The sequence below is a fragment of the Emticicia sp. C21 genome (genome assembly GCF_003418935.1).
Classification (GTDB): Bacteria; Bacteroidota; Bacteroidia; order Cytophagales; family Spirosomataceae; genus Emticicia.
In genome coordinates this window covers 623,728-644,650 of sequence record NZ_QVMT01000002.1, presented here as the reverse complement: position 1 = coordinate 644,650, position 20,923 = coordinate 623,728, and the positions used below count along the sequence as shown (strand labels likewise).

The 20,923-nt window shown below is 36.4% G+C and carries 23 protein-coding genes; 11 read left to right on the top strand and 12 right to left on the bottom strand.

Annotation, left to right across the window (positions count from 1 at the left end; genetic code table 11):
• The first annotated feature begins 68 nt into the window (after positions 1 to 68).
• Positions 69 to 698, top strand: a complete 630-nt coding sequence (locus tag D0T08_RS07490) for a LysE family translocator (RefSeq protein ID WP_116981972.1) — start codon at positions 69 to 71, stop codon at positions 696 to 698.
• Position 699: 1 nt separating this feature from the next.
• On the opposite strand, the gene D0T08_RS07485 is transcribed toward D0T08_RS07490, so the two are convergent.
• Positions 700 to 1,827, bottom strand: a complete 1,128-nt coding sequence (locus D0T08_RS07485) for a glycosyltransferase family 1 protein (protein ID WP_116981971.1) — start codon at positions 1,825 to 1,827, stop codon at positions 700 to 702.
• 92 nt (positions 1,828 to 1,919) lie between these two features.
• On the opposite strand from D0T08_RS07485, the gene D0T08_RS07480 reads away from it, so the two are divergent.
• Both D0T08_RS07480 and D0T08_RS07475 read left to right on the top strand, forming a co-directional pair.
• Positions 1,920 to 3,149, top strand: a complete 1,230-nt coding sequence (locus D0T08_RS07480; protein ID WP_116981970.1) for a pitrilysin family protein — start codon at positions 1,920 to 1,922, stop codon at positions 3,147 to 3,149.
• A 103-nt stretch (positions 3,150 to 3,252) separates the two neighbouring features.
• A complete protein-coding gene (locus tag D0T08_RS07475; protein WP_116981969.1) occupies positions 3,253 to 4,335 on the top strand; it encodes an aminotransferase class V-fold PLP-dependent enzyme in 1,083 nt (360 codons plus the stop codon).
• A gap of 6 nt (positions 4,336 to 4,341) precedes the next feature.
• Here D0T08_RS07475 and D0T08_RS07470 read toward each other — a convergent pair whose 3' ends face one another.
• Positions 4,342 to 5,049, bottom strand: coding sequence for an SIMPL domain-containing protein (locus D0T08_RS07470; protein ID WP_116981968.1), 708 nt, complete (start codon positions 5,047 to 5,049; stop codon positions 4,342 to 4,344).
• 117 nt (positions 5,050 to 5,166) lie between these two features.
• Here D0T08_RS07470 and D0T08_RS07465 point away from each other — a divergent pair, with 117 nt between their 5' ends.
• A complete protein-coding gene (locus tag D0T08_RS07465) occupies positions 5,167 to 5,721 on the top strand; it encodes a hypothetical protein (protein ID WP_116981967.1) in 555 nt (184 codons plus the stop codon).
• A gap of 11 nt (positions 5,722 to 5,732) precedes the next feature.
• Here the strand turns inward: D0T08_RS07465 and D0T08_RS07460 are convergent, their stop codons facing one another.
• Together D0T08_RS07460 and D0T08_RS07455 are read right to left on the bottom strand one after the other, a co-directional pair.
• The gene (locus D0T08_RS07460) at positions 5,733 to 6,128 is read right to left on the bottom strand and encodes a DoxX family protein (protein ID WP_116981966.1); all 396 of its coding nucleotides are present in this window, start codon (positions 6,126 to 6,128) and stop codon (positions 5,733 to 5,735) included.
• 62 nt (positions 6,129 to 6,190) lie between these two features.
• The gene (locus D0T08_RS07455) at positions 6,191 to 8,644 is read right to left on the bottom strand and encodes an outer membrane beta-barrel family protein (RefSeq protein ID WP_116981965.1); all 2,454 of its coding nucleotides are present in this window, start codon (positions 8,642 to 8,644) and stop codon (positions 6,191 to 6,193) included.
• 250 nt (positions 8,645 to 8,894) lie between these two features.
• Between D0T08_RS07455 and D0T08_RS07450 the strand changes: the two genes are divergently transcribed.
• Positions 8,895 to 9,548: a YIP1 family protein gene (locus D0T08_RS07450; RefSeq protein ID WP_116981964.1), complete on the top strand. Its 654-nt coding sequence runs from the start codon at positions 8,895 to 8,897 to the stop codon at positions 9,546 to 9,548.
• Positions 9,549 to 9,594: 46 nt separating this feature from the next.
• Here D0T08_RS07450 and D0T08_RS07445 read toward each other — a convergent pair whose 3' ends face one another.
• Positions 9,595 to 10,350, bottom strand: coding sequence for a hypothetical protein (locus tag D0T08_RS07445; RefSeq protein WP_116981963.1), 756 nt, complete (start codon positions 10,348 to 10,350; stop codon positions 9,595 to 9,597).
• Between the two features lie 133 nt (positions 10,351 to 10,483).
• Here D0T08_RS07445 and D0T08_RS07440 point away from each other — a divergent pair, with 133 nt between their 5' ends.
• Positions 10,484 to 10,876, top strand: a complete 393-nt coding sequence (locus D0T08_RS07440; protein WP_116981962.1) for an iron chaperone — start codon at positions 10,484 to 10,486, stop codon at positions 10,874 to 10,876.
• Position 10,877: 1 nt separating this feature from the next.
• Here the strand turns inward: D0T08_RS07440 and D0T08_RS07435 are convergent, their stop codons facing one another.
• The 7 genes from D0T08_RS07435 to D0T08_RS07405 form a co-directional block, all read right to left on the bottom strand.
• Entirely contained in the window at positions 10,878 to 11,519 is a 642-nt protein-coding gene (locus tag D0T08_RS07435; RefSeq protein WP_116981961.1) for an MBL fold metallo-hydrolase, read from the bottom strand.
• A 101-nt stretch (positions 11,520 to 11,620) separates the two neighbouring features.
• The gene (locus D0T08_RS07430) at positions 11,621 to 12,724 is read right to left on the bottom strand and encodes a hypothetical protein (RefSeq protein ID WP_116981960.1); all 1,104 of its coding nucleotides are present in this window, start codon (positions 12,722 to 12,724) and stop codon (positions 11,621 to 11,623) included.
• 214 nt (positions 12,725 to 12,938) lie between these two features.
• Positions 12,939 to 13,370: an SRPBCC domain-containing protein gene (locus tag D0T08_RS07425; protein ID WP_116981959.1), complete on the bottom strand. Its 432-nt coding sequence runs from the start codon at positions 13,368 to 13,370 to the stop codon at positions 12,939 to 12,941.
• Complete coding sequence (locus D0T08_RS07420) at positions 13,351 to 13,701, bottom strand: ArsR/SmtB family transcription factor (RefSeq protein ID WP_409012907.1); 351 nt, start codon at positions 13,699 to 13,701, stop codon at positions 13,351 to 13,353. The genes D0T08_RS07425 and D0T08_RS07420 overlap by 20 nt, the downstream gene beginning before the upstream one ends.
• Before the next feature lie 187 nt (positions 13,702 to 13,888).
• On the bottom strand, positions 13,889 to 14,383 hold the full coding sequence (locus D0T08_RS07415; RefSeq protein ID WP_116981958.1) for a hypothetical protein: 495 nt from the start codon (positions 14,381 to 14,383) through the stop codon (positions 13,889 to 13,891).
• 92 nt (positions 14,384 to 14,475) lie between these two features.
• Complete coding sequence (gene kynU / locus D0T08_RS07410; RefSeq protein ID WP_116981957.1) at positions 14,476 to 15,750, bottom strand: kynureninase; 1,275 nt, start codon at positions 15,748 to 15,750, stop codon at positions 14,476 to 14,478.
• 66 nt (positions 15,751 to 15,816) lie between these two features.
• Entirely contained in the window at positions 15,817 to 17,352 is a 1,536-nt protein-coding gene (locus D0T08_RS07405) for a hypothetical protein (protein WP_116981956.1), read from the bottom strand.
• 262 nt (positions 17,353 to 17,614) lie between these two features.
• Between D0T08_RS07405 and D0T08_RS07400 the strand changes: the two genes are divergently transcribed.
• From D0T08_RS07400 to D0T08_RS27550, 5 genes are all read left to right on the top strand, one after another.
• Positions 17,615 to 17,941 (top strand): LytTR family DNA-binding domain-containing protein, encoded by a 327-nt coding sequence (locus tag D0T08_RS07400; protein WP_116981955.1) that lies wholly within the window; start codon positions 17,615 to 17,617, stop codon positions 17,939 to 17,941.
• A gap of 271 nt (positions 17,942 to 18,212) precedes the next feature.
• Positions 18,213 to 19,310, top strand: a complete 1,098-nt coding sequence (locus D0T08_RS07395; protein WP_147322727.1) for a hypothetical protein — start codon at positions 18,213 to 18,215, stop codon at positions 19,308 to 19,310.
• 29 nt (positions 19,311 to 19,339) lie between these two features.
• The gene (locus D0T08_RS07390; RefSeq protein WP_158561214.1) at positions 19,340 to 19,939 is read left to right on the top strand and encodes a type VI secretion system tube protein Hcp; all 600 of its coding nucleotides are present in this window, start codon (positions 19,340 to 19,342) and stop codon (positions 19,937 to 19,939) included.
• Between the two features lie 28 nt (positions 19,940 to 19,967).
• Positions 19,968 to 20,534, top strand: coding sequence for a type VI secretion system tube protein Hcp (locus D0T08_RS07385; protein ID WP_116981952.1), 567 nt, complete (start codon positions 19,968 to 19,970; stop codon positions 20,532 to 20,534).
• Between the two features lie 173 nt (positions 20,535 to 20,707).
• The gene (locus tag D0T08_RS27550; RefSeq protein WP_158561213.1) at positions 20,708 to 20,869 is read left to right on the top strand and encodes a hypothetical protein; all 162 of its coding nucleotides are present in this window, start codon (positions 20,708 to 20,710) and stop codon (positions 20,867 to 20,869) included.
• Positions 20,870 to 20,923: the final 54 nt, after the last annotated feature.

The following is a 20,923-nucleotide window of genomic DNA, read 5'->3' as shown; positions in this document are numbered from 1 at the left end:
TTTGGTAAGGATAGGGGCAAAAGATATTTTGTCCCTATTTTGTTTACATAACCTAAACCAATAGACATATGCCAGACTTACAGCACTTTCTTTTATTTGCCTTAGCTGCGCTGATGCTTAATATTACACCCGGCAACGATATGCTTTTTGTGATTACCCGAAGCCTGTGCTATGGCACTAAAGCAGGAATCTTTGCAGCATTAGGCATTGGTGTGGGTTGCTTTGTACACATCTTTGCTTCAATTGTGGGTCTGTCACTCATTATCCGTCAATCAGAGTTCCTATTCAATCTGATTCGTTATGCCGGAGCGGCTTATCTGATTTATATAGGTGTGAAAAGCTTTTTAGAAAAACCATCCACTATGCTTGTTAATCAGGCACAAGCAAACAAAGATTCTTCACTTAAAACATTACGACAAGGGGCTATTACCAATGTATTGAACCCAAAGGTTTCTCTTTTCTTTTTAGCGTTTTTGCCGCAGTTTGTTGATAATCAGGCTCAGAATGTTACGGAACAGATATTAGTCTTAGGGCTTTGGTTCAATGTTTCGGGCACCATTGTAAACGTACTGATTGCACTTCTATTCAGCAAAATAATATCCCGATTGAGTAAGTTTCAGCAATTCTGGAGATGGCAGAATAAAGTTTCAGGTGCAGTTTTAGTAGGTTTAGGCCTACATATTGCGTTGAAGAAGTAAGCTATAGTTTTTCATAGAGTTTTACCAACTGCTCGGCAATTGGTTTGGCAGCAAATTGCTTCACGTGTTCTGTTCCTTTATTGATTAATCTGTTTTGCAGAGCTTCACTTGTGAGCACATGATGCATTTTTTCGGCTAAATCATTTACATCTAAAGGGTTGGCATATAAAGCACCTTCTCCCCCTGCTTCTTCTAAACATGAGCCTGTGGCGGCTACAACAGGCACACCACTATGCAAGGCCTCTATAATAGGAATCCCGAAACCCTCAAATATTGAAGGATAGGCAAATAAAGATGAGCCTTGATATAAAGGAGGTAAATCTGAAGCAGGTACACCTGTGAGAAAATGTACTCTTTCTTGTACACCTGATTGTTGTACGTATTGTTTTAGGTCATCCAGATATTTCGATTGCCCGCCTATCAGAACCAAATCATAGTCCTTTGAAGGCAATTGTTGAAAAGCCTTGATTAACCGCAATTGGTTTTTTCTTTCTGTAAATGAGGCTACACATAGAATATAGCGCTTTTCGATACCATACTTTTGCAATGCCTGACTAATAATCGTTTTATCCGCTATTCTCTGACAAAAAGTAGGTTGACAGCCCTGATAAATTACCTCAATCTTATCGGCAGGTATCTGATAAAAATCAATAATATCGCGCTTGGTTTGCTCGCTTACAGCTACTATGGCATCCGCATTTTCGCAGGCATATCTAAACTTTCGTTGATACACAAATCGGTCAATGGCGGGATATTGCTCAGGATAACGCAGGAATATCAAATCATGAATGCTTACTACTGATTTTACACCTGCTTTTTTGAGGCCGTATGGGATTTCATTACTTAGACCATGAAAGATGTCTATTTCATCTTTCTGTAAATCGTTGGCAATAAACCAAATTCGCCACAAAGCAGAGGGCAGGCTGGCATAAGCTACAGGTAGTTTCACCTGCAACTTGCCTGAAAAATCAGCCAATGAATTATGCCAATTGCCTTTGATTTTAGGCGTATAGGCAAAGTATTGATGCTCAGGGGCATGTTCCAGCAGCGCTTCAATAATGAATCTGCTATAATTACCCAATCCTGTATAATTATTAAAAGCCCGCTTCGCATCAAAACCTATTCGCATTGAACTATCTTTTCATTAATTTTGTAAATAATCATTGGGGGTATGTTTAAATTCCCCATTACACTCAATATTTTTTTCCCTTCAGGGGCTCTATGGAATATCAAATTTATACATTACCCAATGGTATTCGCATTGCACACCGTCAGGTACCTTATACACAAATAGTACACTGCGGACTAATGCTCGACATGGGTAGCCGTGATGAAAAACCCAATCAGGTAGGTTTAGCCCACTTCTGGGAACACATGGCATTCAAAGGTACAAAAAAGCGTAAATCTTATCATATAATTAATCGATTAGAATCTGTAGGTGGTGAATTAAATGCTTATACTACCAAAGAAAAAATCTGTTTTTACGCCTCTGTTTTAGATAATCATTTCGAAAAATCGGTAGAATTACTGGCTGATATTACTTTTCATTCTATTTTTCCTGAAAATCAGATAGAGAAAGAAAGAGGGGTGATACTGGAAGAAATGTCGATGTATCAGGATTCTCCTGAAGATGCTATACAAGATGATTTTGATGGTATTGTGTTCGCCAATCATCAGTTAGGAGCTAATATATTAGGCACTCAGGATAGCGTGAAGTCTTTTACACGTAAAAGTCTGCAACACTTTATCAATGAGAATATGGATACCGACAAGATTGTATTTGCCATTGTCGGTAATATACCATTCAAAAAAGCAGTTCATATTGCTGAGAAATATCTGAAAGATATACCATCACGCAAAACCCATCTGAAACGTACGCCACCACAAAGTTATCTGGCACAGAGGGTTACTATTACCAAAACTATTACGCAGGCTCATTGTGCTATTGGTCGCCCGTCTTATTCTTTAACAGACGAGCATCGTTTGCCATTCTTTATGTTGGTGAATCTATTTGGTGGGCCGGGAATGAACTCACGCTTGAATATGACGCTTCGTGAGAAATACGGTTTGGTATATGGCATTGATGCCAATTATTCGCCATTTATCGATACTGGTTTTATAGGAATTTACTTTGCTACTGATAAAGCTAATCTTGAAAAAGCCAATGCCTTGATTCTGAAAGAAATGCAACTACTGAAAGACAAGCCTCTGGGTAAGCTACAGTTGCATACTGCCAAAGAGCAATTGATGGGGCAACTGGCTATGGCTGAGGAAAGTAACCAGAGTTATATGTTGATGATGGCGAAAAGTATACTGGATCTCGGACGAGTAGAATCATTGGAGAATATCTTCTCTGAAATACGGAAAATTGAGGCAGAAGAACTGCAGACAATCACGAAGGAAATGTTTGACGAAGACCAGTTAAGTTACCTGACTTTCTTGCCTGAATAAAAACAAATCAAGAAAGAATTATACTTTTTAAAGCATTTGCAACAGGCTGAATCAGCCTTTCGCTGACTTTTTTTACATTTGGTTTTATTGAAACTATTGGCGCATGAAGAATATCTATTTTACTGCCGGTCCAGCCGAATTACATCCTAAATTTGAAGAATTTCTTAAACAAGCTGTTGATGAGCAAATAGGCTCAATATCGCATAGAAGTGGACAATTCAGAAAAATCTATCAGCATTGTGTTGAGAATCTCCGGGTTTTAATGAATATTCCTGCAACCTCAGGTATTTTCTTTACAGGTTCGGCATCGGAAGTATGGGAGCGTATTCTGTTGAATATGGTAGAACACGAAAGTTTCCATTTGGTAAATGGCTCTTTCTCTGACAAATTCTATAAATATGCTGCAAGTCTTAACAAATTTGCCCATAAACAAGAGAAACCTATCGGCGAGGGCTTTAGCTATGCCGAAGTAGAGGTACCTGAATATGCCGAGTTGATTTGTACTACTCAAAACGAAACCAGTTCGGGTGTACAAATGCGTGAGGCTGATATTCATAAACTAAAGCGCAGCAATCAGAAAAGATTTGTGGCAGTTGACATGGTATCTTCTGCACCTATCCCTGAATTAGATTTAGATTTGATTGATACGGCTTTCTTCTCGGTGCAAAAGGCCTTTGGTTTACCTGCAGGTTTAGGTGTTTGGATTGCCAACGAAAAATGCCTAGATAAATCTAAGAAATTAGCCAAACAAGATGGTTTGCATATAGGCGCCCATCATACTCTGCCTGCCCTCTGGAAAAACTATGAAACTTTTGAAACTCCTGCTACCCCCAATGTTCTGGGTATCTATCTCTTAGGCAAAGTAGCAGAAGATATGAATAAAATAGGGATTGATACCATCAGAAAAGAAACAGACGAGAAAGCGAAGAAAATCTATAAATACCTCGAAACCAGTAGCCTTTGTAGCATTGCTGTGGCGAACCCTGAGCATCGCTCCAGAACGGTGATAGTGGCAAATACCAATAAACCGTCGAAAGTGATTATTGATGCATTGAAAGAAAAAAATATGATTCTAGGAAGTGGCTATGGGCCAAATAAAGATTCACAAATCCGTATCTCAAACTTCCCATCGAATACACCTGAACAAGTTGATAATTTGTTGAAGGAATTGAAGAAGTTGGAATAAGACCGATTATTTAAGTGCAAAAACCACTTTGACTTTATAGCTTTTACTGATAGTTTGCGGTATCTCTGTAATATTAATATCCGACCCAACAGCAGCTACGGTACTAAAGTTCATAGTATCGGTATATGAAAAAGTATAATCTGACTCTTCTGTGTCAGAGACTTTTACAATTTTCTTGATTTCTCTGTTTGAAGCTTTCGCCATCGCCTCTGCTTTTTTACGAGCAATTTCTATCGCTTTCTGAATAAGAACGTCCTCAAAATCATTCGCTTTTGATGAAGTAAAGGATGCATGTACATCAGTAAAACCCGCTGAAATTAATTTCATCATAAACTCTGCATACTTTTTAACATCTTCAATAGTAACAGAAACACTTTGGTGTGTGCCAAACTCTACCTGTTCTTTATTCGTTTCACGATCATAGCTAATTTCCCTACCAACCGAAATAAGCGTATAGGTAATGTTTTTATTAGGCACATTGGCATCTTTTAAAAAGTTCACAAGTGAACTTTCCGCGTTTTTATGCTTGGCATACGCTACTTTAATATCAGTTGAATCTGTAAACTTTAATTGAATACTGAAGACAACTTTATCGGCAGGAATATCAACAGAGGCTTCACCTAATACAATAATTCTGTTATCAGGATAAATTGTTTGGCTAAACGCCAGAAATGGCAATAATAGAAGCAGAATAACTTTTTTAGTCGAGTTCATTTTGTAATGATATTTGCAAAATCTAAGGTATTAATTGTTTTGAATTGTACATACTTTGACGGCTAAATATTTTTCTATTATTTAGCGGAGCTAATTATAAAATAAATTGATTTCGCTATGACTATCCTTGAAAAAATTAAATACCATCACGATAATAGAAAATACTGCCAGATTAAAAGAATAGTAGGAAAAGACAGCTATGAACAAAGTAGTGGCTATATCGTTGATTACTCTGAAAATTTTGTTCTAATGCACGAGGTTGATGATTTTTTGCCGGAAGGGTATCTGATTTTTACTATTCAGTCGGTTAAAGAAATAAAACATACTACCGGAAATAAATATTACGATAAAATAATACATTTAGAGGGGATAATTGACAAAATAGAAAATAAACATAAGCCAAATCTTTTTACCTGGACGACTATATTTCAATCCATAAAAAAAGCAGGATTTAATGTAATAATAGAAAACGAAGACCCCGAAGATGAGTCCTTCGATATTGGTCCTATTACAAAAGTAACAGCTAATGCTGTTTATGTAAGATATTTTGACGGAGAAGGTTTCTTAAGCGCACAATCGACTAAAATTACTTGGAATTTTATCACAATCGCAAAGTTTGATGATAGATATATTAATATTTATAGTAAGTACCTTAGAGAGAAAAAGAAGTAATGAAGATTAGGCTATTTTTTAGACTTTTTCCCTTTTAATCCACCTGGATACATAATAGTCAGCAATACCACAATCAATAAAAAATTAAATTCTATTCCATTTCTGCCATTTCCTACTACAAACCATCCATCTTTTATATGTATCATGACAATACCTGCAATCAGGATAATGATTGTTATGATGCATGCCCATTTCACATACTTTTCAAATATTAGACAGAAGGCGGCTACTACGTGAGAGATTTTAATAGCCCAGGCTAAAGGCAATCCGATTGGAGCAAAGCCTACCTTATTCAAATAAAGATTTCCAAAATCATTTACACCATTATTCAACATTACCGGAATACTGTGCATAAGAAGGATAATAGCTACCGCTATTCGCAATAAGAAAGTATTATTGAGTTTCATTGGTAAGATGGTTTAGGTCAGGAATACGCTTGCTAAACCAAATATAATGAAATTTTCAAAATCTACCTTTCCCCACTACTCTTCAAATCATCATTACCTGCTGATTTGCGGTTGATTTGTTTACCTTGTCCACCGAATTTCCAGACCAATGTTAATTTCACAGCGCGGTTATAATAACGGGTAAGGTTATCAGATGTAAAGCCCGACGCAATAATCACACGACTGCGGGTCATAGAATTATTGAATGGATTGACAGTTGAGAGCCCGGCTGTTATCTTGCTTTTAGTCCATTCTTTTTTCAGTGCAAAGCTATAATAAAACCAGTCTGTCTCGTGACCTTGCAAGGTGACTGCTTGTGAGTCGTAATCGCCAAAGGCTTGCAGGGTATAATTCCCTCTTAGTTTAAAAGTAGTGTTGATGTTCAGACCTCCGCCCCAGCCTTGTCGTTGCACGTCCAAAGCTACACTCCTGAAATCCATATACCCTAATCTTGCATTGCTTTCAAGCGTAATGCCCTTAGACAGGCTGAATGATGTAGACAGGTTGACACCATATTGCTCATTGGAAGCCACATTTTGTTTAGTAGATAAAGAAGCACCATCATTTCTTATAACAATAATATCTTCTATCGAATTATTGGTTTGCTTGCCATAGAGCGAGGTATTAAAGAAAAATCCAGCCTCTGTCGATAATGTATGAGACAACTCAACCTGGTGAGAAGCCTCCGGTCTTAAATCAGGATTACCCGATTCAAGATTTTTTGAGTCACGAGCATCTATATTTGGGTTTAAGTCAATGATTGATGGGCGAGAGATACGTTGGGTATAACTCAGATTAAAGCTATTGGCTTCGTTGAGTATTTTAGTAATAGTAGCACTTGGTACAAAGTTCTGAAAATTATTTTTAAAGGGCTGATATTGCGTTGCGAAGCGTCCGTGTATTAATGTTTGTTCCATACGAATACCTGCCTGCAAAAACCATTTATTAGGAAGATTAAACTTGGTTTGTACATATCCGGCTATAATATCCTGTCCATACTCAAAAACATTGGTTCTGTTGGCCACTGGCATTAAATCTCTCGGCAGATTTTCTGTACTTGCAAAAGTGCGGTAATCGCTCGTTACGTCTCTCAGAATAGCCTTTGCTCCTACTTCAAACTGGTTTTTACCATCTTTCGATAAGGGATGGGTATAATCCAGTTGTAGGGTTGATTCACGCGTACGCATATGATTACTATTTTCCTCCATATATATAGGCGCTCCTTCGGTATTGGTATGTGTGGTAAAGTAGTCGAAATCATCTTTAAGATTATCTTCATATAGAGCAATCAGGAAGAGTTCCTGGCCTACCCTTTTAAACTTCTTAGAATAGCCCAGACTTAAAAAATAGCCCAGATTGGTCGCGTCATTGGTTGTAGTCTTTTGCTGAAATTGTTGAATAATATTACCTGCCTGAGAAGTAGTATTATTCTGCGTTCTGTCTGATGGCCAGTTACCCAACCAAGCCGTAGCAGATAAACTAATCAATGTCGTGGAATCAGCCTGATAATCGACTGAAACCTCTGACATGCCATGTGGCATGACATTATTGATACTCGACTGTTGTTGTAACTGGTAAGGTTCTCCATTATCAGCAAAAGATAACCTCATCATATTAGTCTCTCTCTTTTGTTGCAAACGGTGGGCATGGGTGAAGAAATTGACATTCAATTTGCCTTTCGAAAAGGCCAGACGTGGGTTAAATGCCTGCTCCCAGTTAGAAGCTACGAGTTCGAGTGCACCATTCAGCGAATCTGTTCCTTTTTTGGTAATAATATTAATAACTCCTGCTGCCCCCTCGGCATCATAACGCGATGACGGACTGGTAATTACTTCAACCGACTTAATCATATCAGCAGGAATCATATTCAAGGCATCGGCTGGGCTTCGTGCCATCTGGCCTGAGTACTTGCCATTAATAAGTATTTTCAGATTGCTACTGCCTCTCATACTTACATTCCCATCAGCATCTACCTTTAGTACAGGTGTTTTGCGTAAGACATCTGCGGCTGTTCCTCCCAGATTCGTTACGTCTCTTTCAGCATGATATACCAGCATGCCGGATTTCTGTTCTACTAATTGTCTGGTGCCTACTACCACCACATCAGCCAATTGTTGCACATTAGAAGTAAGCGGAATAAAAGGAATAGTAACGATAGGATTTTCATCTGTAATTGTCAGCGAAACTGCTTTAGGGTGGTATCCCACCAGTATCAACTCTAGCTTATACTCTCCTTTTTTGTTGATGCCCAGTTCAAAAAGCCCTTTATCATTGGTATAGGTTGCGCCGACACTTTTGTTAGTGGCTGCATCAAGCAGATTAATGGTTACAAACTCAATAGGTTTCTGGTCTATTGAATCAGCAATCATACCTTTTACATGATACTTAGCCACAGGCTGATTTTGTGCCTGAATGGTTTGGTGAACAACAAAAAAGAGCCATAAAACCGTATATCTGAAAATAATAGTCAATTTCATAAAAGTTGGTTGCTAGGTTATGTGTTTGTTGTACTTATGTAAGAGTGAGCCACAAAGGTAAGAGAGAAAATTTGGAAAGGCGAGCTTATTTAGAATTATTTTAAATAAGAAAAATTGGTTATACAGAAACTATACATAACAAGAATCGTATGAATCGCCTACCTTGCTCTGCAATAGAAGTTTTAGATAAGCGATTCCAGCAAATAAAAATTTAGAATATATTTGGGTTAAAATATTAACATGAATAAAAATGGAAATTAACGAGAGCAAGTATAGTGTGTCTGAACTCATTCAATATCTCTTTACTAACCCGAAAGAAGCATTCCGAGATATAATTTTATGGGATAGAAAAGAGATTGTGCATATTTCGTTCTTTCTTGTAAGTGTGGAAAAAGCTTTTGAAAGAGCTGAATTAAATCATTATGGCGATAGTCAATCTCTTGATAATATTATACTTTCGGCAATTATAATCGGTGGAATTTCTGGATATTTATTTATGTACTTGTATTCCTTTGGTATTGATTTTACTGGTCAACGAATTGGGGGGAAATCAAAGAAAAAAGAAATAAGAAACATTGTTGCCTGGGCAAGTATTCCGAGTATTTTTCTGCTAATTATCTTTCTGCTTAGAATAATTACATTTGGTGAAAACGTCTTTAGAAGTGAATCTATGCTTGAAAGCAATGAGCTTTCTGAATATTTAGGATATTTCTTCGCCTTGATTCAAGTTTTACTGAGCTTTATCACATTAAGAATATTAGTTATAGGTATTGCTACAGCGCAACAATTTTCATTTAATAAAGCTATACTCAATATAATTTTAGCTGTTTTGCTTATACTTATACCTGTTATTCTGCTTTTTATGGGATTCTATTTACTTACCGGCAATGAAAGAACACCTTAGCTATTATGATAGTAAATGCCCAAATAAAATGGTTCTCAACAGGATACTATGGAAACTGATTTATATGTGTCTTTACAAACTCATATAGACTGTTAATCAATAGTCTTTTATTATTAAAGTACCCTTCTTTAGCTTGTTTGAACGCAGCATCTTCTATAAGCTTCTCATAGGCAATACTATAACCATTTTTTTTATTTTTATACTTTTCATAAAAGTATGTACTCCTTTCATTACTTACTCTTATATGATCAGCTATTTCAGGCAAATGGAGAGCTATTTCAATTTGCTCTGTTACTTCTTGCGTATGAAATCCAATGGCAGAATAAAAATCCTCACAATCTTCAAATGAAAGCCATTCGGCGATAGCCGCAAAACTAAATAGATAAGAATCTAAAGTCTTTAACAATTCAAAATTAAACCAACCATACATCCATAATTCCTGGTCTTTCTGAATTGTCGCTTCTATTTTCCTTTCTATTACTTTGAGTATTGACTCTATAGCATATTCTTTTTCTCTAAGACAACGCTTAAGAATTAACTCAGTACTGCTATATACCTGTTTTTCAATTTCGATTAGAGAAGCACCAATATCAAATTTATTTTTGACTAAAGCCTTCTGCGCTATGTCTGCATCTACGTCGGTTTTCTCTATTAAAATACTGAGGAATTCTTTTTTGATTAAATTCTCCGCTTCTTCTACATTCCCATAAGTTGTTTTAAGGGCTCTTAACGCATCACTTACACCAACAGGAATTTTCTGGCGCAGTATTTTTATGTTTTCTATATAGTTTGCTTTTATCACAGCTTTTTTAGTTTAAATTCTTTTCGTATAATTTCAGCTCATAAATTTTTCTTTTAACCAAAACTTTACCCAAAAACTTCTATCTTTGAATAGGTTAATTACAATTTTCGCTCTATCATTAATACTAACTTTTATGGTAAACAACGCAGCAAAAAACATCGACGAATACATCGGTAGTTTTCCAGAAGATATTCAGCAGATTTTAGAGAAAATCAGAGCACTTATTCATGCCTCTGCACCAGAAGCTACAGAAACTATTAAATATGCTATGCCTACTTTTGTGTTGAAAGGCAATCTGGTTTATTTTGCTGCTTTTAAAAATCATATCGGGTTCTATCCGGCACCAACCGGAACAGAAGCTTTTAAAGAAGACCTCGCACCTTATAAAACAGGCAAAGGTTCTATCCAGTTTCAGTTAGATGAACCTATCCCCTACGATCTGATAAAAAAGATTACTTTGTTCAGAGTAGAAGAAAATCTCAAAAAAGCCAAAACCAAATCTATGAAGAAAAAAGCAGAAGCTTAATTTATTGATTCAGATAAGGATTAGTACGTCGCTCTAAGCCAATTGTAGTTGGCTCGTTGTGTCCCGGATGTACCTTATAATCATCGTCCAGAGTCATGAACTTGGTTTGAATGCTATTCATTAAGTCGGTATAGCTACAGAGCGGGAAATCGTAACGGCCAATGCTTCCTCTGAAAAGTACATCTCCCCCAATTACAAACTTCTGATCATGATTGACAAAAGCGATATGTCCGGGCGCATGACCAGGTACAAATAGAATTTCTAATTCCGAATTACCGAATTTAATAATATCTCCTTCATTAATAAACCCATCGGCTTCAACAGGTTCATAGCCTTTAATGCCCCACATATTGCAACGACTTTCTACATTGCTCAATATAGGCAGTTCGTTTTTATGCATGAGCATTTTTACCCCAAATTTCCGTTTCACAAAAGCACTGCCAAAAACATGGTCGAGGTGAGTATGCGTTTGCAGCAAGTGCTTAACCGTGAGTTGATTATCAGCAATAAAATCTGCTAATTCTTCTTTTTCATATTGCGCGAGACAACCCGGGTCAATAATTACTGTTTCTTTGGTTTCATCCCAAAGTATATATGTGTTTTCGGCAAATGGTGAGAATGTAAAATAATGGATATGTATCATCAGCTATCAGAAATTGTGGGCGTAAAGGTAGGGAGATTTTGATTAATCACACCAATGAGTTTTCTTTTATGAGGTACACTCTTATTAGTTCTTTCCCGATTTTAGTTATTACTGCAATTGCTGTATTTCATTACAGTTTTAACACTGCCTGAACTATTTGTCATGGTAAGTGGGTATCCATCGGCATTGTATGTATAAGTATAATTTGTTGAACCGACAATAGACCCATCTTCATAATAGGAAGTGGTTTTTTTCCAATTATTTGCTTGTACTTCCTGAGGATAACCATAATCAAAGAATATTACTGGCTGTTTTGGAATTCCAGTTAGCAAATCGGTGGAAAATGTATAAGTTATTGTAGACACCCATATATCTTTATACGGGTTTTTCTTATCATCATACTCAAACACTCTATATAAATATTCTTTAGCCCCGTTAGCTAAATAAGTTTTTTCCAATTGTTCTTTTTCATTATACTCATACCTGAGGTACGTTGATGGACTTACTTCAAGCTTAGTTACCTGGCCCTTGTTATTCAATGTATAAGTTGTGAAATTTAATAAGCTTAATTTAAAATTTTCAGGAAAAGTTCTAATTATTTCTGCTACATTTCCAGTATAGGTAATGTCAACCATTAACTCTCTGCTGTTTGTAATTTTGACTAGTTTACCAGTTTCATTATAACTTAAGGATACGCTATCTGAATATGTTTTTCCTTCCACACTATGCACTCCTTTAATCTTTTGAAGCACATTAGAAGCATTATAAGTATAAAAAAACTTATTTACTCTTTTCATTCCATCTGAATAAAGTTCAGTGATTTCAGCTTCTGCAAGTAAACAAGTACTTTGTTTACTTTTAACATTTACTGCAATGGCTTGCTTATTACCATTCGCGGCAGTAATCGTATAAACTACGGGGTTGGTAAAATCCTGTGATACACCTGAAGCCGGAATGATACTCGCACCTGATGAAATTTCTATGGTAGGTTTGAGAGATTTTAAGTCGATTCCTGAAGGCACCCAAACATTTACCGTTTTGCTTATAGTATCTATCTCTCCTTTTACAACCGGATTTAAATCGGCAAAAGCAAAAGAAAGCATTTTATTTTCACCACTTTGTTTTTGCGGAGAAACCCCATCTTTAGAGCAGGCAAGCACCAATAAACCGGCCGATAATATAACCCAGTACAATTTTCGTAGCATACTTTGCGAATAAATTAATTAGTCAACAATTCAAATATTTAAAGGAGATTTTATTAGAAGACTAGTTCTACGGATTGAAGTTATTCAGAATTTCTTTTGGCATGAATGTTTTTCAACAAAAAATATTGTTAAATCTAAACTATGAAGCATATATGTCCGTAAATAGTCTTATTCTCCATAAAAATTGGAAGAATAAGACTATCAAAAATAAAAATTACTCTTTCTCCAAATACTCTTTCAATCCGGTATTCACAATGTAATTCCAGCCTTCTACAAAGTTTCCTCTGGCGAAATCCGGGTTTGTCTGGTCAAAGTTTTCAAGACCTTCGTGTGTTAATACCAATTTTGTTTTATTACCCTCTGGGAATAGTTCGAAACTTACCAGAGAATCACCCTGATACCCATCATATCGCCAGGTATAGGCTAGTTTCTTTTCATTAATTACTTCCGTAATTTTACAAACGTGTAAGTATTGTTTGCCATCGTCTGGGCCTCCATAGAACTTAAACTCAAAGCCTACTTCGGGCTTAAAATCTTCAAAATTAAAATACCATTCTTTCAGTTGTGAGTTTTCGGTAAGCGCTGCCCAGACTTTCTGAACAGGCGCATCGTAGACCCGTTCGACTTTAATCGCTTGATTGTTCATTTTCTATATTTGTTTTGTGAATTGAATCTTGTTTTAAGAAAATATCTAAAGCGTCTAATTTATTTGTCCAGAATTTACGGTACTGGTCAGCCCATGCTGATACCTCATTCAGTTTGTCCAGTTTTGCCTCACAATATCGTTCTCTCCCCTCTTGCCTGATAACAATCAGGCCACACTCGGTCAGAATCTTGATATGTTTGGATATAGCAGGGCGACTTATATCAAACTCCTCAGCAATAGTATTCAGATTCATGGGTTGATTGGCTATTAAACCAATAATATTTCTTCTGGTAGGGTCGGCTATGGCCTGAAAAACATCTCTTCTCATCATCAATTTAATTATGTAACCAATCAGTTACAAATATATATGTAACAATTAGGTTACACAAATATTTTAACTAATTTATTAACTCAATGTATGTTACATGTTGACAACCTTTATCAATAAAAAAAGCCCTGACTACTAAAAGTCAGAGCTTGATGTGATATAATCGGGCGGCCTAATATCTATCTTTGTTTTAAACATCCAGTCGTTTCCGAATGGCAATGGAAGCTTGCAATTTGCTAATGAAATAGACCAGATAAATTGCTACCAGATTGAACTCAACTCTTGCAAAATCTTTGCTACTATTGAAATACAATTCAAATTTAGATAATGAGAAATTGAAAGTAATATTAGCTCCATCTTCTAAATCAATACCCGGCATCAATGCAATTCCAGCCACATACTCATATGCAAAGCCACCAAAGGCTACACCAAATATCTGTAGTATCTGATTGATTTTTGAAAGTGTTAAGCCTATTTCTATTCGCTTTTCTACGAGTAGCCACCCACTATAAATAGAGAAGCCAAAAAAGACAGCCATAAACAGATAAAGCAATATGTTAAGCCCTTGAATAGGAAAGGTTGTTGCGATCATCCAGACTAAAAAAATGATTCCTACGGCACCGCCAACTATTTGATAATAGGCCAGAATGTTTATCCTGGATTTGAGTTCGTTTGTCTTTTGCATAAGCTGTGTGTTAACCTTCTTTAGAATCTAACCGATTAGCCTATACTTATGTTTTCATCTTGTCTATAAAGTCTGGCACAAATTTTAAGCTATTAGGTAACAGTTAGTCTCTCGGTGCTATACTGCTTATATTGATCTTCCGCCACAATCTTCCAGATACGCTCTACGCAATCAACCAGTTCGGTAAACGTATTATATAAAGGCGCAATACCTAATCTGATATTATCGGGTGGACGAAAATCGGGAACAATCACTTTTGACTCGTCATTGGGCTTAATCATAGCCTGACTAATACGATAACCCTCAGGGTGGCTGATAGAAATATGAGAGCCCCTCTGATTGGCATTGAGTGGTGAAACAATTCTAAAGCCTTGCGGCACTAATAATTGCTGAATGAGTTCAATCAGAAACTCGCTTTGATGCTGGCTCTTGGTGCGCAAACGGTCTATGCCTGCTTCTAAGGTAATATCCAAGCCTGATTCAATAGCGGCTAATGATAAAACCGAGGGAGTACCCACTGCAAAGCGCTGAATAGTATCTTTAGGTTGATAGTCAAGGCTAAAATCGAAAGGTGCCTGATGGCTGAACCATGCCCAGATAGGACTTTGCAGCTGCTTTTGTAAATCTTTACGAACATACAAAAAAGCAGGTGCACCCGGGCCGCCATTGAGGTATTTGTAGGTACAGCCCACCGCCATATCTGCCCCTGACTCATTCAGGTTGACAGGTACCGAACCAACTGAATGGCTTAAATCCCAGATAAACAAGGCATCTTTCTGGTGTGCCAAGTCATTGATATGTGCCATATCATACATAAAGGCACTTTTGAAAACTACGTGGCTTAGCACTACCAGAGCCACTTGATTGTCTATTGCTTCTTCAAACTGTTTTTCATCAACTGTAATACCATCCTGACTTTCAATAATCTTTAAGGAATGGTCTTTGAATTGCTGCTCAATCAAGCCCTGCAAGATGTATAGATCAGTCGGGAAGTTGAGATTATCTGAAATGATTTTCTTTTTGGACTGATTGAGGTTTAAAGCCGCAAAAGCCAATTTGTAGAGATTAAGAGAGGTAGAATCACCCACAAATATTTCATCGGGCTGCGCACCTACTATCTGGGCTAATTTGGTTGCTGTTTTTTGTGGCAAGTCTATCCAATGGTCGTTCCAGCTTCGAATTAATCCTTTGCCCCATTGATTGGTTACTAGAGCGTTGGTTTGTACAATGGTTTTCTTTGGGAGTTTCCCTAAAGAATTACCATCGAGATAAATAGTATTAGGTTCGCTTACAAATGCCTCTTTAAATCTAACTAATTCATCTTTCTTATCGAGTTCAAAGGCTTTTTGATAGAATTCGTTTATCATTTAATAGAGATGATATATAAATGTCGAGTGAGATTCTATAAATACAATAATCAAATTAATGAGCTATTACTGAGTTTTTTCTTCTTCATTGAAATCAGTCTGATACACGATTTTTCCGGTATAAGAATTAGAGATTTTCACCCAATCAATAGAGCCTGCACCATTAAAGGTAAAACGGGTATCTATTAAGTCACTAAAATCTTTATTTCGTTCATAGGTATTTTTAAATACCGACTTATCATTAATAAAAACTTCTATTATGTCACCCAGAATTTTTATTTTAAAATTATTCCACTCATTCTGATTTACGCCAAATTCATGTAAATCATAATTTTTTCCAGGATGATCCGTAATTCTTCTGAAAATCGTTTTACCTACGGTTAATTTAGCATAATCTGCGCAGCCAAACCTAGTAAAGCCCGCATTAACAAAATTAAAATTTTTGTCACCTGTTGTTATATGCATATCATAACACCCTTCTCCCCCTTCGCTTTCAGGGTTCTTCATTCTGGCCTCAAAGGTCATACTATCCATTCTGACCCCAAAATCTTGCGTAAGTGCATGAATAGCATTGCTATAATCGTTTTCGCTTTTAATATCATTTCGTAATTCTTTTGGGTCAAAATGAAAAACTCCATCTTGTATATAATTCTTTACGGTACTGATATTAGTAGTCCATGATTTTTCATAAGCTAATCCATTACCCCAAGCTGTCCATTTATTGGGGTGAGAGTAAACTATATGTTTAAGCTCTTTTACTGCTCTATTATTCACAAAAAGTTTTAATTGATAGATACCCGGATAAAAGTAGGTTTGTGCAATAGTATCTTTTAGTTTATTACTTTTTGTTATGTAACCAATTATATTATTGATTGAAACTATTTTGCCCACGCCCAACTCAACCTCTACATTCTGTACCCTATCTATCTTCCCCAGATCATACATAATACGCACCGCTTGTGGATACTGCCCTACTGTTTTGATAATCTTAAACTGTACATTTTTAAGTTCATCTGCAGAAAAGGGACGGGTTATCCACCAATTGAACAGAAAATAACCACCAACCCCAATCAATATTATTGTTAATATACTATACAACAATCTGAACAGGTTTTTTGCGGACCTGGGTTTTACCTCCTGAAAAACAGCGTATGGTTCATTATTTAAAGAAATTAGCTGTGTTTTACTAAGCGCAGGCAGAAGAGACTCGTCGACATTGACGTAGTTGATATTAACAGTTTGATTATCAATTTCTTTGTTTTGCTCTACAAAATCTTCCCAGTTTTTATAGCCTAAATAGAGAGCAATAGCTGTACGGGAGTGTGTCTGGATACGAACTTCTCTGGCACCATACTCAAAAATGAATCTTCGTAGAAAATCTTTACTAAATAAGTATTTCTTTGCCTGACCATTTCTTTGCTGATGCAGATTTTCTTCTATATCGGCTAAAAGCGACTCTAAAAAGGCATTCTTACTTTTGAGGGCGTCGAAACTCACAAATTCATCAAAATCCTCCTGCCATTTCACCTCCCATTCATCTACAATCTTTTGTAAAAACTGCTCACGCAATTCAAACACATATATCTTGTCTTTCAGTAGCATTATTCAACAGCCTTTTTCATGGAATTAGTTTCTTAAAAATACTCCTTTGCAAAATGTTTTGCAAAAAAAGTTTTTTAGCAAAATAGGTTTTGCAAAGGATTCATGCCCATTCACCCACATATTTGATGCCTCAATTTGCTTTCTCATTATACATATATTTTATGACTTTACCGGGACGCTGCTTCTTGCTTAATTGATTAACAAAATAATAAATAGCTAAGATATCTATACTTTAAAAACCTTTCCTCAAACGCTAAAAATCATGGAAACGCATTTAATAGCCATTGGTGGCCGCAAAAAAGTAAACCCGGCAGAAGTCCTCTTTCTGTTAGCTGATAACAATTATACATTTGTAATGTTTGAAGATGGCAAAAAAATTCTGGTAGCTACTACTTTGAGTATATTAGAAAAACGCTTCGACACTACTAATTTCTTTTACAGAACCCATCGTTCTTTTCTGGTAAATCTACAACAAATTGAGACATTAGAAGCAAACAAGGTAGTACTAAAAAACAAAACCTCTATTTTAGTCTCACGACGTAAAAAAGAGGTTTTAAGGGAAAAGCTTTGTGGAGGAATCAGCAAATAATGCTCTATTATAAAAACCTTACCAATTCGCTCTCAGTCGTCTACTCTTTGAAAATTACTTTTATAACTTAACCATATACACATTGTCTTTTATTTAGTATTAAACAGGATTTTATTTCATGAAATAAGTGTATTAAAACACATTTTTGCAAAACTTTTTCATCTTTAAAGTTATATTTTACATATAATGCCTACCCCCTCTTCTCACGACATGCCTTTTAACACTTATTGGATGTCAGATCCGGCTTAATTAATTAAAGAATAAATTACGCATGAAAAAAATACTTTGCACTCTTTTGTTTGCCGGGCTTACTTGTGCCCTTTATGCCCAGTCCATTACCTTAAGCCCCATTTCTATTGCGAATAGTGGTCATTTTCTCATTAAGGCGTCGGATATTACTTATGGCAATATTTCAACTATAGACCCCGGTGGTGCAGACCTCTGGTTCAGAGTAGGTGAATCAACTAACGGAAGTGGCTTTAATGGCGAAATAGTCGGCCATCTTTCCACTTATTCAGACCATTTTAGGATAGGCGCTTATACTGGCAAATACTTGTCATTTCATGCAGGGAGTGTCGAAAGAATGAGAATTTCGGCCAGAGGAAATGTAGGTATTGGTACTGAAACTCCTGATACAACGGCCTTACTCCTTGTTAATGGCAGTACTATTCTTTCTGATAATCCGAGTTTTCAATCGGTACAAATTGGCTCTAATAATCCTGAACCAAAAGCTAAAATGACTGTTACGAATGATTCGTATGAGAATGGAGTCTTGATTGATGCCTTTAATACGCCTGGTGGCGACGCCCTCAAAGTAATTGGCAGTACTACTATTACCGGAACAACTGATATTGAACAAAAATTAACTGTCGGAGGCAATACTTCTCTGAAAAATACAAGCATCAATGGCAATTTATCTGTGAGTGGTTCGATTTCGAAGGGAGGCGGTTCATTTAAAATTGATCACCCCCTCGACCCCGAAAATAAGTATCTCTACCACAGCTTTGTAGAAAGCCCTGATATGATGAATGTCTACAACGGCAATATTATAACCGATGCCAAAGGGATAGCCCGGGTAAAACTGCCTGACTATTTTGAATCGCTGAATACGGATTTCAGATACCAGCTTACAGTAATAGGCACCTTTGCACAGGCTATTGTTTCTGAAAAAGTACAGGCTAACCAGTTTGAAATACGTACTGATAAACCCAATATAGAGGTAAGCTGGCAGATAACAGGTATTAGAAATGATGCGTATGCCCGGAAATTCAGGATACCGAATGAGATAGAAAAGAAACCTGAAGAAAAAGGCACTTACCTTTACCCCGAAGCTTATGGATTACCTGCCGATAAAAAACTAAAATTTTAGCAAAACCCTATCTTTAAATGAAATTATCCATGAAAAATATAAATAAATCTCTCTTACTGGCGATCTTGCTACTGATGAGCCACTGGGCTTTGTATGGGCAAAGCAACACCATTATGTATTTAGACATACCAGGTTTAGATGGAGAATACACCGTACCAACCGACCGTCCGAATGTTACTACGCCTGGCCCTAAACCAAAGAATATACTCATTCAAAAATACGCACTTATAAAAAAGAACTCTTTCAACGTAAATAGTAGTAACTCTGGTTTGGGTGGTGGAAGAGCAGAAGGCAATGAAATGGATTTGACTTTCAGGATAGAGCAACCAGTAATAGAATTAAGTAAGCGATTATTTAATCATACGGTCACTCCTGCCATGAATTTGTATATTGATTTGCCAGGCACTACGCAAAAAGAGCTTATGCGTATAAAACTCACAGAGGTAAGTATACTTTCAATAGATCATTTTATGGATGGTGAAGGGATTCTTACTTATCTGATGAAAGTCAAATTCAAAAGTAATCTTACAGCTGTTACTACCTATACGCTAGCTAACCCTCCTACTGACACACAAAGGTTTTGTTGGGATTATGTCACGAATACTTCTTGTACATCAACAAATTTTTAAGTGTTAAACGCTAAAATCAGCAAATATCATGAAAAAAAATATATACTTATTGGTTTGTATGCTTCTGATAACACCTGCGCTTTTTGGGCAGACAGTCAGAATCTTCGCTAAATTCACTAAAAGTTTCGGGACTCCACTATTAATTCCAGGTGAAAGTGTAGTGGCTGGGTATACTGATTATATTGAGCTTTATGATTTTTCTTATAATTTCAGCAATGATTTTGCATTAAATAGACCTAATGCAAAACCTGTTTCAGGTGTACTTTCATTCGTTAAGCCCATTAGTAAATCGTCTACTACTTTTTATGAGTATAATGTAAAAAGTGTATACTTCAATTCAATTGAAATCAGATTTGTCAAACAAGCCGGTAATCAACTTCTCAACTTTATGACTTATTATTTTGAAATAGGGTTTGTTAGTGCTATAGATGATGGCAATACACTGACGGAAGAAATAAGTTTCTCGGTGGGTAAAGCCTGGATGGGCTATAGACCAATCCTACCTAATGGCGGAGGCTTAGGTAGTACAGTTTCTTATGGCTGGAATTTTATAACGAGCACGACCTGGGCGCCGACTGTTCCTGATAAGAATTAAGATCCAAAAATGTTTTGCACTCAAAAAATTAAGAAATAATAAGGCCATTAATTGCCATAAGATATTCTCATTTATTAAGTAAAACTTTCGGATTACTTTACTAAGCCCTATTCCATATGAAGAGGGTCTTCTTCATCTTTATCCATTATATCTATTGTCTATGGTATAAAATCATGGACACTAACTTAATCTCAATCGGAGATCCGGTAGAAGTACTCTTTCGGCGAACTGCTAGTAACTTCTGTCTGATTCAACGCTCTCTTTTAATGAATCTGCAATACATTAAAACCATTCAAGACAATAAGGTAGTACTAAAAAACAAAACCTCATTCTAGTCTCACGACGTAAAAAAGAGGTTTTGTACGAAAGATTTTATGGAATTGCCCGAA